Below are 13,293 nucleotides of genomic sequence, written 5' to 3' on the forward strand. Positions count from 1 at the left end.
ACAATTTATTCTTCTTTTTTTTGCCAATTAATTATCAAAATACCATAAAAATAACCCTTTATTTATTTCCAATTTTCAAGAAAATTAAGTAGTCTTGTAGGATGGATATTTTAAAAATCGGTAAAAATGAAGCGCAATCGTTTGTTTATCCCTTCTTCTTATCGGTTCATCAATCCATGAACGATAACTTAACTAAATATAATAAAACAAAACATGACCACTAATCCTAACGTTGGTAAAACAGCTTTTCGCCCTATGGCCATCTGCTGTGGATTATTTTTTATCCTCGGTTTTATTACCTGGGCAAACGGGACATTAATTCCATTCTTAAAGATCGCTTGTAACCTAGAAACAGATTTACAGGCTTTTTTTGTAACTTTTGCTTCTTACATTGCTTATTTTTTCTTAGCACTTCCTAGCTCTGTTATTATTAAAAAAATCGGTTTTCAAAATGGTTTGGTTGTCAGTCTAGTGATATTAGGTTTAGGTTCACTGATCTTCATTCCTGCAGCTGATAGCAGAAGTTATGCCTTATTCTTAACAGGGATTTTTATCCAGGGCTCTGGAATGGCTTTACTACAAACGGCCGTAAACCCCTATTTAAGTATCATCGGTCCTATAGACAGTGCTGCACAACGTATTTCCATTGCTGGTTTTTTCAATAAATCCGCAGGGATCATCGTTCCTATATTATTTGGAACACTCTTTTTGAAGGATGCCCAAAAAGTAACTGAAAAATTAGAGGCTACCACGGACCTTGTGCAGAAGAATGCAATTTTAGACGACCTTCTTCAACGTGTACATACACCATACATCTCACTTGCAGTCATTTTTGTCGCTTTTGCCATCTTCCTAAAATTCACCCACCTTCCTGAGGTTGATGTCGATGCGGAAGAGGAAAGCAGCGAAGAAAATGGAAATGCCGTAACTAAAAAAAGTTCCATTTTCCAATTCCCACATCTATTTTTGGGATCGCTGGCAATTTTCTTCTGTGTTGCTGTTGAGGTAATGGCAGGCGATATTATTGGCGTCTATGCCCGTGAATTAAAAGTAGATCCCTTCTTCACGACCTATGCAACAGCCTTTACATTGTCATGTATGTTAATTGGTTATATTATAGGTATTATCTCCATTCCAAAATTTGTATCGCAACAAATGGCACTGCGCATCTGTACCATCATTGGAATTACTTTTACGCTGATATCTGTTTTCACGACAGGTACCACATCCTTCGTATTTGTTGCCTTACTCGGAATTGCAAACTCCTTGATGTGGCCTGCCATCTTCCCACTAGGAATCAAAGGTCTTGGCAAATTCACCAAAACAGGATCTGCCATTATGATCATGGGTATCGCAGGGGGAGCAATCTGGCCACTGGTATACGGTTATCTTAAGGATCACCTACATATCGATTTTCAACATGCATTCTTATATGCGATGATTCCAGGGTATTTATACATCATGTATTTTTCAATAGCTGGTCATAAAGTTGGGAAAAAGAATTAAATCAATCCTACTATTAATAAATAGAAAGGGCATCTAAAAAAAATAGATGCCCTTTTTTCTTAAATTCTTATTATTTTTAGGAGATGAGATTTAATCTCAAAAGGATCATATCATCAAGATATCCAGAAATCAATACTGCAACGACCTACTGTTCGTTTGAACAGCCGACAGCATCGTGGTCTTGACTTAAATGGGATGGTGATTTGAGAACATATTATGAACAAAACACTGTTTTTATGAAACGCACATGGTCTTTCGACATGTGCGCTAGAGCAGCTGAAGATAGTAGAAACACCCCAAAAGGAAAAAATAACACGAATAAATAATGACTCAAATGAAAAAGAAGTTCTTTTCGATTGCCTTTGCAGCAGCCTTAATGTTTACTGCAACAGAATCCTTTGCACAGCTAAAGCTCCCTGCTGCAAGTAGTGCGCAGACCATTACACAAGGTTTAGGGATTGAAAACATCACCCTTAACTATAGTAGACCAAGCATGAACGGTCGAAAGATATTTGGAGACCTTGTCCCTTACAATGAAGTTTGGCGTACGGGAGCCAATACCAATACGACATTAACTTTTGAAGGTGATGTCACTTTAAATGGCCATCAGCTTGCCGCGGGTACATATGCGCTATTCACCATTCCCAACAAATCTGAATGGACAATTATTATCAGCAAGAATACCAAACAATGGGGTGCTTATGCTTATAATCAAGCAGAAGATGCCTTGCGCTTTAATGTAAAACCGCAAAATCTAAGCAGTCCCGTTGAAACATTTACAGTATCCTTTGATAATGTCACGACTACAGATGCAGTGCTCAACCTTTCCTGGGAAAAAACAGCCGTGAAAATTGACCTTAAGGTCAATCAGCAAGCCAAAATATTAGCCTCTATCGATGAAGCTATGAAAGGTGAGAAAAAACCATATTTTGCTGCTGCTCAATACTACTTCAACAACAATTTAGATCTCAATAAAGCATTGACATGGTTTGATGAAGCCGCCAAAGCACAGCCAAAGGCTGCCCATGTATTGTACTGGAAAGCAAAAGCGCAATTAAAAGCTGGAGATAAAAATGGTGCGATCGCAACAGCAACCAAGGGAGTTGAGGTTGCCACTGAAGGGAAAAATACGGAATATATTAAATTGAATACCCAAGTCATCAATGCTGCAAAAAAATAGCACATTGATTGTATAAAAAAGGGCGGTTCCCATAGAATCGCCCTTTTTTATAGTTCATCTTTTAACAATTGCTCCAGTTCTTCAGGAGAAACGTTCATATTCACATTTCCATCTTTCGCAAAGGAAATCTCACCGGTTTCCTCAGAGACAATGACCGCAACAGCATCAGAAATCTCTGTTACACCAATTGCTGCGCGATGCCGCAACCCAAACTGCAAAGGGAGATCCTCACTATCGGACAATGGCAGCACGCACGATGCAGTCATGATCTTAAAGTCTACAATGACCACAGCTCCATCATGCAGGGGGCTGTTTTTATGAAATATACTTTCAATTAGCCGCTTGGAAATATGGGCATTGATATACTCGCCACTACTCTGGTAATATTCTTCATCAAAATATTTTGAAAACACCAGCAATGCCCCGGTTCTTGTTCGAGACATGCTTCTACAGGCTTCGATGACGGGTTTCAGGTCCTCTGTTAAATCTTTCTGTATAACCTTTTTATTGCCTAAAAAAGACCAGAATATTTTCTTTCGCTTCATGGATATATTTTTTCCCACATGTAGCAGAAATCGGCGGATCTCCTGTTGGAAAACCACAATAAGGGCGATGGAACCTACAGAGATAAATCCTCCGAATATCTCCGTCAGGAGGCGCATATGCATTTGTTTGACGACTATATATACGCCGTAAAACAAGGCTACCCCGATCAGGATATTTACAGCAATGGTTCCTTTTATCAGACTATAAATATAGTAGATAATAATAGCGACCAATATGATATCAATAACGTCCAATAGACGAAAGCCACTAAAAAGGCTATAATCGATTCCATCCATATATGCAAGTTAAAAAAAAATAGATATTATTTGTATTTTTACATCACAACATACAGGAAAATGACTAGACTTTCAGTAAATATCAATAAAATAGCTACCCTTCGCAATTCCAGAGGTGGAAATAACCCAAATCTGCTATCAGCTGCATTAGCGTGCGAGCGTTTTGGTGCTCAGGGGATCACAGTACACCCGAGGCCAGATGAGCGACATATTCGTTATCAGGACGTTTTTGATCTGAAAGCCAATATACAGACCGAGCTCAATATTGAGGGAAATTGTCAGGAACAAAAATTTATCGATCTGGTATTGGCGAACAAACCTGCACAAGTCACCCTGGTTCCTGATGCAGAGGGACAGCTGACCTCCAATCATGGCTGGGATACCATTAAACATCAAACCTACCTCAAAGAGATGTGCGCATTGTTTAAAGATGCGGGTATACGTGTTTCAATCTTCGTAGACCCGGTGGAGGAAATGATCGAAGCCGCTGCAGAAACAGGAACTGATCGTGTCGAATTGTATACAGAAGGCTTTGCCAGCGAATATGGTTTCGATAAGGAGGCTGCTATACAGCCTTACTTCAAAGCAGCATTAAAGGCCCGTGAAGTCGGTTTAGGATTAAATGCAGGTCATGATCTGGATTTGAATAATCTACAATATTTCAATCAGCATATCCCGGAATTATTGGAAGTAAGCATTGGTCATGCGCTCATTTCGGATGCTCTATATTTAGGCCTTGAGGAAACCATAAAACGCTATTTGGCCTGTTTAAAATAAGCAGATCCAACGAGCGGTGGACAACCAGCTAAAAAGGGCTTTTCTGAAAAGAAAGCCCTTTTTTATGCTTCAAACAACGGTTGCTTGATCTTTGTCTAAGATTAATGAATTCCTTTAAAAATACGGTTCCAACGGATTTTCGATAGACCTGTACCGATATCATCCCAGCTCATCCAGGTAAACAATGCTTTGCCTACAATATGATCTTCCGGCACAAACCCCCATCCCCTTGAATCCAATGAATTGTGACGGTTGTCTCCCATCATCCAAAAATAGTCCATTTTAAACGTATAATGATCAGCTTTCACATCGTTGATATAGATACCATCGGTACGCTTTTCTACCTTATTATTCTCATAGACACGGATTGCACGTTCGTATATTGGCAAGGTCTGTGCATTCAGGGCCACCGTCCAGCCCTTCTTAGGAATCAGGATAGGACCAAAATTATCAAAATCCCACTTGTATTGTGGGTCATAAGGGTACGCACCCTCACCCACTGGGCTTCTTCTGATTTCTTTTACATTTGACCAGGATTGTACTAAAGCCAATTCGTCTTTCGTCATAAACAGCTGATATACCCCTGGCTGCTGATCAGACCCCATAGCCTCAATCCGCAGTTCCCGTAACCGGTCCATATTTAACGGCGTACCATCTGTCAGCACAATATAATCTAGCTGGCTTTCAGGAGGGTCAAACCCAGGCTGGTCGTTCACGAAGAGTTTGGCATCCTTCATAAAAATTTTATCCCCTGGCAATCCGACACAACGTTTAATATAATTTTCGCGTTTATCTATTGGCCTAGCCTGAATAGTAAATTGAGCATTTACCGTTTGCCATCCATAGGTTCTAACTAAATCATAATAACTTGCGTTCTGATTTTCCAGTGCAACAGTATCTCCGGCGGGGAAATTAAAGACGACTACGTCATTTCTTTCGATCTGCTGAAATCCGGGGAGCCGTTTATAGGGCAATTCAATCAATTCAGAATACGCTTTCCCCCCTGTTATTGGCATAGTATGATGGGCAAAAGGAAATGCGATCGGTGTGTTTGGAACACGAGGACCATAATTCAATTTACTCACAAACAAAAAATCACCGATCAATAAGGTACGCTCCATAGACCCCGTTGGAATCATATAGGCTTCAATCAAGAATCCACGGATAAGCGATGCCGCCACAGTTGCAAAAACAATGGCGTCAGCCCATTCACGGACCATAGATTTCTTATACGGATATTTGATTTTATACTCTTTATACGATTCCTGCTCAATTTCAGCAAGCTTCTCTTCAGTCAATTCCACACCTTCCTGTGAAGCTGCTTTTATATTTTTTGCATATAGACCATTCAAAAAGCGAACATTATTATCCTTTGCCCACATAGGCAATACGATAAACGGAACCAGTACCGCGGCCGCATTTTCCCAAAAACGGCGTTTTCCAAAACAATGAATAAAGTCCAGGTAAAGGTTATAGAAAACAAAAATATTAACGATAGGGATCAGAAGTAAGATAACCCACCATGTTGGTCTTCCTGTCAATTTAGCCTGTATATATTGACTATAAAAAGGCACGATTGCTTCCCAGCCTTTTCTGCCAGCTTTAACAAACAACTGCCACAATCCATATCCCGATATTGCTGTTAAAACCGCAAAGATGATTAATCCCATGATTTACTATTTAATACTATTTATTAAAATCAAAAATTTCAGTTACTTGATAGAATCCTTTTTTGCCGTTCAACCATTCGGCAGCTACAACAGCTCCCAGTGCAAAACCGTCCCGGCTATGTGCAGTATGTTTAAATTCGATCTGGTCCACTTCAGAACTATATAGGACGGTATGTGTGCCCGGGACTTCCTCGATCCGGTGGCTTTCGATCAATAGCTCCTGTGGTTTGGGAATAATTTCATCCTGCTCACCAACAACCGTATTGACCCAATTGTCTTTGACGTCACTATTCGCTATGATTCCCTCGGCAATTGTGATGGCAGTACCACTGGGTGCATCTAGCTTATGGATATGATGAATCTCCTCCACCTGAACATCATATTGTTTGTAAGGCTGTAGTGCTTTTGCCAGCATCCTATTGATGTGGAAGAATACATTCACACCGATGGAGAAGTTAGAGCCATATAAGATTGAGCCGTTAGCCTCCAAGCACCGGGCTTTCACGCTTTGCAATTGATCGTACCAACCTGTTGTCCCCACAACGATGGGCACACCCGCTTCCAAACAGAGGTTCATATTATCCAGGGCAGCAGACGGCACACTGAAGTCAATCGCCACATCAGCTCCCTTAATATCATCAACCGTTAGGCCAGGACGATTATTTTCATCCACAACTAAAAAAATCTGATGGCCTCTTTTCAGTGCATATCTTTCGATAATCTGCCCCATTTTGCCATACCCCAAGAGAATGATGTTCATATATTTAGAAAAAGTATAGTTTATTTTTAAAATTAAAAAATTCCAATGAAATATTCACGATTGCTACGCACAAATACAAATCAAAATGATCTGGATATGCCATATAACCTGAAAAGATCTGATGATTTCCCCCAGTGCAATAGGCATATCTCATTTTTAACAGGGGTTCTTTAATTGATCTTCATTGACAGCTTTAGCCCAACAGTGGGTTTAAAAGTATATGTCCCGGATGCATAGCTAGCATCCATCAATGTTGGCCCTATTGAAAAAACTGTTTTTTTGGGTTTATCATCACCGATATTCCAGCGATATTTCAGCATGGAATCAATATAAGCTTCTGCGACATTTAAGCCATATACACCCAGTGTCAACAGAACCATGAGATCACGGTTTCGCCTTGCATTGTCTTTAGCACGGATAATTGATTCTTGCGAAATACCGATATAAAATGGATCTATCGGCCTTCCTTCAGCTTGGGCTTGTAGCACTCCCAGCAATTCTTTATAATACCTGTTATTGAAGTCAAAAACGAGAACAGTTGTCAATAATCCACCATAGATAGCGGGTACTTTGATCCACCAGACACCTCCATTAGTATATTGTCCCCAGCCAGGCAGCACTAAGGAACGCTTCCATGCCTGTCTATTTTTTGCTTCGATGGCAAGCCGCGCAGAATCCTTCACCACAACCTTTTCCTTTGCCTTCTCCTCTTCTTTCTCCCGCTTTTTACGTTCCTTTCGGGATTCCTTTTTTACGGTATCCTGCACTGATTTTTGCTTCAGGCTATCAGCTTGGATGATGGGTACCTGTTTTTTGGAAATCGTATCCACCGTCTGCCCCTTTACGAGCACAACCGCGAATACCGCAAAAATCAAACTAATTAACTTGGTCATATTACCAGTCTAACAATTCAAGAATACGGCTTAGATCATCTTCAGATTCAAAAGGAATTTCAATAGCTCCCTTTCCTTTGGCACTTTTCAGGTTCAGTTTAACCCGTGAAGAGAATTTCGATGCCAGATCATCTTCAATTTTCTGGAGCTGAAATGACATTGGGGCCTTATCTTTACCCGTTTTCTTTTTCCCCCCTTTTTGCAACTCACGCACTAATTCCTCCGCTTTTCTCACCGATAAGCCTTGATCTATAATCAGCTTAAAAATATACAATTGTTTGTCAACCTCAGCAATGTTGATCAATGCTCGGGCATGCCCCATGGTTAAGGCACCATCACGGATGGCTGCTTGAATAACAGGTGGAAGTTTTAATAAACGCAAATAGTTTGTTACAGTAGAGCGGTTCTTACTAACCCGTTCGCCAAGTTCCTCCTGTTTTAAGTTACACTCTTCAATCATACGCTGAAAGCTCAACGCCACTTCGATAGCATTTAAGTTCTCCCGTTGGATATTTTCAATAAGTGCCATCTCCAGCATCTGCTGGTCATTGGCCGTACGGATATAAGCAGGAATTTCAGTGAGCCCGGCCAGTCTTGAAGCCCGAAGACGGCGCTCCCCCGAAATCAATTGATAGTTACCATCCGAAACTTTACGTACTGTAATGGGTTGAATCAAGCCCTGCAGGAGAATGGACTCTGACAATTCCTGTAAAGCAACAGGGTCAAATTCCGTACGAGGTTGAAACGGATTTACAGCTATTTCTTCCACTCTGACATGGCTGATGCTGCCTGTCTCTTTCGTTGATGGGACTGCAGAAGGCTTTACGAGCGGAGCCTCCTCGACATGTTGATTATTCTTAGCAGGGATTTCTACACTATCATTTAATAGAGCACCTAAACCTTTTCCCAATCCTGTTTTACGCTGATGTGCTGCCATATTATGCGGTTACTGTTGTATTCAATTCATTAAGATGCCCATTTTTCTGCAATATTTCACGCGCCAAATTCAGATAGTTGATCGCTCCCTTACAGGAAGCGTCATGCATGATCACAGAAATACCAAAGCTCGGAGCTTCACTCAAACGGGTATTTCGCTGAATAATGGTATCAAAGACTAAATCTGTAAAATGTGTTTTCACTTCTTCAACAACCTGATTGGACAATCTCAGACGTACATCATACATCGTCAATAAAATACCTTCTATCTCCAAGCTAGTATTTAAACGGTTCTGAACAATTTTAATTGTGTTCAATAGTTTCCCAAGTCCTTCTAAAGCAAAATATTCACATTGAACGGGAATAATAACTGAGTCGGATGCCGATAGGGCATTGATCGTAATCAGGCCCAACGATGGAGAACAATCAATAATGATAAAATCATAATCCTGTTTTACCTGATCCAGGATTTTCTTCATCTTATATTCACGTTCATGCATATTGATCATTTCAATCTCGGCTCCCACCAAATCAATATGGGCCGGCAAAAGATCCAGATTTGGGGTTTCTGTAGATTGAATAGCCTCACGTGGGTCCAAGTCATTCACTAAGCATTCATATACGCTTGCATTGATTGTACGAGGGTCAAAACCAATCCCAGAAGTAGAGTTTGCCTGAGGATCCGCATCGACCAACAATGTCTTATATTCCAAAACCGCTAAACTAGCCGCCAGATTAATTGACGTTGTGGTCTTTCCGACCCCACCCTTTTGGTTTGCGATTGCGATTATTTTTCCCATCTTGAATGAAAACCTTTCTTAATTAAAATGTCATTTTATCCTACATTTCACTTTTCTGAAGATCAATTTGCTGAAATATGGATCCAAAATTCAAATAAGCAAAACAAATTCAGCATATTTTGTACTTTTGATTGATCGAAAGCACATATCCTCAGGATGCTAAGATACAAAAAATCAACATATGTATCCACTTTGAAAGATTGCTTTTTATAAGTATCAACAACACAATGATTTTAATAATATCCGGAACAAACCGTCCCAATAGTAAGACGTTAAAAATAGCAAAATGCTACCAGCAATTACTTGATCGCAAGTCCGTTGAAAACGATCTCTTTTCCTTATCAGATCTGCCACCAAACATTTTAGAAACAGATCTTTATGGGAAGAGAAGTCCTGAATTTGGACCCATCCAGCAAAAGGTCAGTGATGCTGATATGTTTATCTTTATTGCCCCTGAATACAATGGAAGCATTCCCGGCGCACTGAAACTTTTTATCGATTGCTGTTCATTCCCAAGCAGCTTTTACCACAAGAAAGTAGCCCTGGTCGGATTATCCTCAGGAAGATATGGAAACCTCCGTGGCATAGATCACTTGACAGGAATATGCCATTACCTCAGAATGCATGTGCTCCCACTCAAAATATTTCTTCCCAATGTCCAAAATGAGCTGAACGAAGATGGAGAGCTGTTCAAAGAGGACACCATGCAATTTATCACCGAACAGATTGAAGAGATTGTGCGATTTTGAGGAGCAGGTAAAAATAGCAGATTGTAACAAAACTAAAGGCCCTCAGCATATACTGAAGGCCTTCTTTTTGACGTTTGAACCAAGAATAAGCTAGCATTGATAAACAAAGCCTGCTCAATCAAAAGCTACGATTTTAAATATGGATATCTAAACAATTAATAGCCAAATATCTCTTTTAAGTCTAGTTTTTTCACCTCCCCAAGCTTCGCTAGATCTTCTGGCTTTAGGCTGTCCTCTTTCGCCACAACACAGTAGACATATGGCTTTTGGCTCATTTCTTTTTTATGGAAGGTATTCAGGTCAGCATAAGTCAATTTTGGGGCCTGTTCATAGATCGCTTTACGAATATCGGTGGTATTCCCCAAGCGTTGCGCAGCAAGATAACTGCCAAGCACTGCGGCATTCAGCACACGCTCACTAGCAATGGATTTCTGTAGACTTACTTTCGCAATATCCAGTCCTTTGGCACTTTCCGGCAAAACATCCAACAGTTCATTCATGCCTTTGATGGCATCGTTGAATTTATCGGCTTGTGTTCCGACATAAGCCCCTACAGTATAATGGTTACTCTTTTTATAGGGCTGGCCATAGTAAGCATAAGTAGAATAAGCCAGTGCCTTTGATTCCCGAATGGTCTGGAAGACAATACTTCCCATACCGCCCCCAAAATAATTATTGAAGAGTGAGACCGTTGGCGTCAACGCGCTTGAGTATCCCTCCGAAGTTCTGTACCAGAATACTTCCGCCTGCTTCATATCAAAATTGGCAAAAAGCACCTGATTTTTAGCCGTCGGAAGTTCACTAAATACCTGCCCTTTTCCAGCTTGCACATAGTCTCCCGCACCTTGTTTTAGCGGTGCTGCCTTTGCCGCAAAATCACTGGCACTCAATGGTCCAAAATAAAGCAGCGTATGCTTCATCTGGGCAAGATCATGCAGCGCCTTCACCAGATCTTCCGCTTTCAACGCGTCCAGTTCCGCATCCGTAAACACGTTGTTGAACGGATTTTTGGCCCCATATTTCGCATACGATTTTAGTCCTTCCATAATCATGGACTTATTTTCTTTTGCATTAGCACGCGCCTTCTTCAGACGGGCAATATACATCTTGAAGGCCTCTTGGTCCGCAACACAATTACGCAACAGATCTTGTATCAGGTGCTGTGTTTCAATAAAGTTTGAGTGGAGTCCCGAAATAGACACCATGGTTTCCTCATTTCCGGCCGATACCGAAAAATCAGATGCCAGCTGATAAAAGTCCTTGCTGAACTGTTCGCTGGACTTATCTTTGGTTCCTAAAAACTCAAGATAACCTGCAGCCAAAGAAAGCAGCTTATTATTCCATTTTCCAATATCAAATCGATATGACAACGAAAACAGCTCATTATCATTGTTTTTCACCGCTAGTACCGGAAGGTTATTGGCTGTCGCCTTTTGGACATCCTTATCATAGTTTACCCATACCGGTTGGATTTTATCCTCAGGCATAGCTTCCACCTTCTTCAAGAAGTCGGATTGGTCATCCCTATTGACGGTAACTGGTGTGATTTCAGGTTTAACAACTTTAACAACATTGTTATCCACACCCTTACGTTTATAAACAACAACATAATTGTTATCGTTCAGGTATTTATTCGCAAAGTCGACCACATCTTGTTTGGTGATCTTATTCAGCTCATCGGCATAACTTACCACAGAAATCCAGTCCTGACCTGAGGTAAACGCATCCATCAGTGCTTCAGCACGGTCCCCATAGCTTTCATGCTGTTTGATCTCATCTTTCTTCGCATTATTGACAATCGCCGTGATCAGCTCTTCCGAAAATTCACCTTTCCGCAGCTTCGCCAATTCTTGTAACAGTAGCTGTTGCACCTCTTCCAGGCTCTGCCCTTGTCCCGGGTTCCCTTGTAAAAGCAACAACGAATAGTCCTTTAACACATAAGGGAAGGCTCCTGCGCCCAGTAATTTCTGGTTCTTTACCAGGTCCAGATCAATCAGACCAGCAGAACCATTGGTCAAGATCTGGCTCATGAGATTCAATAGCTGTGCATCTTTGGTTGCTGCACCAGGAAAGCGGAATCCCATGAGCATAAATTCAGCATCCGGTCCCTTTACTTCCCGAACAACAGGGGTTAAGATTGGTTTCTCGGGATCAAAGGTGTATGGTGGCACCTCCTTCTGTTTCATAAATGCAAAACTTTGATCTACCTTTTTCACCACTTCGGTAGGATCAAAATCACCAGACATAATCACCCCCATATTATTGGGCACATAATAGGTATTAAAATATTCACGGATAGCCTTTAAAGATGGATTTTTCAAATGTTCCACAGTACCTATCGTCGTCTGTTTACCATAATTGTTATTTGGAAACGCTGCCGCAAACATAGCTTCAACGGCTTTACGGCCATCCTTATCCAAGCTGATATTTTTTTCTTCATAGACAGCCTCGAGTTCGGTATGGAACAAGCGAAGGACAGGATGCCTAAACCGTTCGGCCTGTACAGCTAGATACTTATCCATCACATTACTTGGAATCTGTTCCTGGTACACGGTCTGTTCAAATGAGGTAAATGCATTTGTACCTTCGGCGCCCATTGAAGCCATCAACTTATCGTATTCATTGGCAATGGCATACTTCGCAGCTTCGCCCGAAACACGATCAATTTCTTTGTAAATTGCTTTACGCTGTGTCTCATCTGTAGTACCGTTGTACTTTTCATACAATGCATCGATCTGGTCCAGCAAAGGTTTCTCCTTAGCCCAGTCTTTAGAACCAAACTTATCCGTTCCCTTGAACAGCATATGTTCCAGATAGTGGGCCAATCCAGTATGATCTTTTGGATCAGTTTTGCTTCCGGCTTTTGTGGCAATATACGTTTGAATACGCGGTTCTTTCTTGGTCGGGCTTAAAATAACGGTTAATCCATTTTTGAGCTTGTAAAACCTCGAATGGGTAGGGTCATTGGTTACGTATTTATAGGTATACCCGCCTTCAGATGCTTCTTGCCAATTAAATTTGGCGTTTTGGGCAAACAAAGCACCCCCTGCTGTTGTTAGAGCAAACGTAACAGCAGTAATTTTAAATAGATTTTTAATCATATTTCCTTTTTCTTTTCAATTCAAACTTAGATAAATTGCTTTTCATATGCAATACAGTGACCAACATATAAAGACATTA

Annotated in this window: 11 protein-coding genes; 4 read left to right on the top strand and 7 right to left on the bottom strand. The window is 40.8% G+C overall.

Annotated elements, in window-relative coordinates; genetic code table 11:
- Positions 1-213 precede the first annotated feature (213 nt).
- A complete protein-coding gene (locus HX021_RS05570) occupies positions 214-1,506 on the top strand; it encodes a sugar MFS transporter (RefSeq protein ID WP_286589080.1) in 1,293 nt (430 codons plus the stop codon).
- A gap of 334 nt (positions 1,507-1,840) precedes the next feature.
- Positions 1,841-2,686 (top strand): DUF2911 domain-containing protein, encoded by an 846-nt coding sequence (locus HX021_RS05575; RefSeq protein ID WP_286589081.1) that lies wholly within the window; start codon positions 1,841-1,843, stop codon positions 2,684-2,686.
- Positions 2,687-2,733: 47 nt separating this feature from the next.
- Here the strand turns inward: HX021_RS05575 and cdaA are convergent, their stop codons facing one another.
- Entirely contained in the window at positions 2,734-3,528 is a 795-nt protein-coding gene (gene cdaA, locus HX021_RS05580; protein ID WP_286589082.1) for a diadenylate cyclase CdaA, read from the bottom strand.
- 60 nt (positions 3,529-3,588) lie between these two features.
- Here cdaA and HX021_RS05585 point away from each other — a divergent pair, with 60 nt between their 5' ends.
- Positions 3,589-4,305 (top strand): pyridoxine 5'-phosphate synthase, encoded by a 717-nt coding sequence (locus HX021_RS05585; RefSeq protein WP_286589083.1) that lies wholly within the window; start codon positions 3,589-3,591, stop codon positions 4,303-4,305.
- A 101-nt stretch (positions 4,306-4,406) separates the two neighbouring features.
- Here HX021_RS05585 and lepB read toward each other — a convergent pair whose 3' ends face one another.
- The 5 genes from lepB to HX021_RS05610 form a co-directional block, all read right to left on the bottom strand.
- A complete protein-coding gene (gene lepB, locus HX021_RS05590) occupies positions 4,407-5,975 on the bottom strand; it encodes a signal peptidase I (RefSeq protein WP_286589084.1) in 1,569 nt (522 codons plus the stop codon).
- A 16-nt stretch (positions 5,976-5,991) separates the two neighbouring features.
- Positions 5,992-6,735: a 4-hydroxy-tetrahydrodipicolinate reductase gene (gene dapB / locus HX021_RS05595; RefSeq protein ID WP_286589085.1), complete on the bottom strand. Its 744-nt coding sequence runs from the start codon at positions 6,733-6,735 to the stop codon at positions 5,992-5,994.
- Between the two features lie 170 nt (positions 6,736-6,905).
- Positions 6,906-7,628, bottom strand: a complete 723-nt coding sequence (locus tag HX021_RS05600; protein WP_286589086.1) for a DUF5683 domain-containing protein — start codon at positions 7,626-7,628, stop codon at positions 6,906-6,908.
- Between the two features lies 1 nt (position 7,629).
- On the bottom strand, positions 7,630-8,565 hold the full coding sequence (locus HX021_RS05605; protein WP_286589087.1) for a ParB/RepB/Spo0J family partition protein: 936 nt from the start codon (positions 8,563-8,565) through the stop codon (positions 7,630-7,632).
- 1 nt (position 8,566) lies between these two features.
- Positions 8,567-9,364: a ParA family protein gene (locus HX021_RS05610; protein WP_286589088.1), complete on the bottom strand. Its 798-nt coding sequence runs from the start codon at positions 9,362-9,364 to the stop codon at positions 8,567-8,569.
- 227 nt (positions 9,365-9,591) lie between these two features.
- Here HX021_RS05610 and HX021_RS05615 point away from each other — a divergent pair, with 227 nt between their 5' ends.
- Positions 9,592-10,113 carry an NADPH-dependent FMN reductase gene (locus HX021_RS05615; RefSeq protein ID WP_286589089.1) on the top strand — a complete coding sequence of 174 codons (522 nt, stop codon included), beginning with the start codon at positions 9,592-9,594 and terminating at the stop codon, positions 10,111-10,113.
- Between the two features lie 155 nt (positions 10,114-10,268).
- Here the strand turns inward: HX021_RS05615 and HX021_RS05620 are convergent, their stop codons facing one another.
- Entirely contained in the window at positions 10,269-13,214 is a 2,946-nt protein-coding gene (locus tag HX021_RS05620) for a M16 family metallopeptidase (RefSeq protein WP_286589090.1), read from the bottom strand.
- Positions 13,215-13,293 lie beyond the last annotated feature (79 nt).

It is taken from the genome of Sphingobacterium sp. N143 (assembly GCF_030325625.1).
Classification (GTDB): Bacteria; Bacteroidota; Bacteroidia; order Sphingobacteriales; family Sphingobacteriaceae; genus Sphingobacterium.